Genomic DNA, 1,252 nt, shown 5'->3' with positions numbered 1-1,252 from the left:
GAATTCCAGTGGTGCCTGCAACACGGGATTTAGTTGGCTGGGTTCGAGACTAGCTCGGCGAGGACTTCTGCGGGCGTTCGGTAGCCGTGTCGTTTGCGTGGCCGGCGGTTGAGTTCCGCGGCGACGTTCTCGAGGATTCCGGGCCCGTGGAACGACAGATCGGTGCTTTTCGGGAAGTACTCGCGGAGGAGCCCGTTGGTGTTTTCGTTGCTGCCGCGCTGCCAGGGCGAATGTGGGTCGCAGAAATAGATCGGCATACCGGTCGCCATCGTGATCTCCTGATGCCGGGACATCTCCGCTCCTTGATCCCAGGTCGTCGAACGGCGCAACTGCTCGGGGAGGCCGTTCATCGCGGTGATCATGGCGTCGGCGACGGTGCGGGCAGTATGGTCGTCGGGCAGATGCAGCAACATCACGTATCCCGTAGTGCGTTCGACGAGGGTCCCGATCGCGGATTTCGATGCCGTTGAACCGATGATTAAGTCCCCTTCCCAATGGCCGGGAACGGCGCGGTCCTCGACCTCGGCCGGCCGGTCAGAGATCATCACCATCTCCTGGAACCGTTGCGGGCGAGGACCCTCTGGCCTTTGCGGCCGCCGACGCACCCGTCCGGACCGCAGCGCCGTCGCAACTTCCAGGCGCAAGGATCCGCGGCCCTGGACGTAAAGGGCCTGATAGATCGTTTCGTGTGACACCTGCATCTCCGGATTCTCCGGATGCTCCACCTTCAGGCGCCCAGCGACCTGTTCCGGGCTGAACCGGTCGGTGAGCATCGTGGTGACCTGTTCCCGTAACGCTAACCCGTCCAACTTCCGCGGCTTCGGCCTGCGGGCACGAGCCCACGTCTGCTCCTGCGCGAGCGATGGCGAATACCGGTCACTGACGCGGTTCCTCGCGATCTCCCGGCTGATTGTCGACGGAGACCGGCCCAGAATGCCGGCGATACGCCGCACTCCATGGCCCTGGGCAAGCTGAAATCCGATCTCTTCCCGCTCACGCAACGACAAAAGCCCTGCACGGGGCACACTGAAATCCGGAACCGGCGATGGCAACACCTTCTGATGCTCGCTCAACCACCGGTACGCAGTCGGACGCGACACCCCCGCGGCCTGCGCCGCTACAGCTACCGACAGCCCGGCATCCAGCCCTTCCCAGAACGCTAAACGAACACTCAACGGCGACCACGGCCTGCCCATCGACGACACCCCACAGAATTCAGGGTGTTGCACTCACCTCCTGAACTGAACTCGCC

The 1,252-nt window shown here is 63.5% G+C and carries 1 protein-coding gene; it reads right to left on the bottom strand.

Annotation, left to right across the window (positions count from 1 at the left end):
• Window positions 1–29 precede the first annotated feature (29 nt).
• Entirely contained in the window at window positions 30–1,196 is a 1,167-nt protein-coding gene (locus AC1D2F_RS23875; protein WP_476967906.1) for an IS30 family transposase, read from the bottom strand.
• Window positions 1,197–1,252: the final 56 nt, after the last annotated feature.

This window comes from Arthrobacter sp. P1_B3 (assembly GCF_056406615.1).
The sequence above is the reverse complement of the archived record's forward strand: the minus strand, read 5'-3'. Positions and strand labels throughout refer to the sequence as shown.

What these genes read in the sequence shown, in the direction of transcription:
- AC1D2F_RS23875 (WP_476967906.1), bottom strand. Translation starts at nt 1,196, where the DNA reads ATGGGCAGGCCGTGGTCGCCGTTGAGTGTTCGTTTAGCGTTCTGGGAA.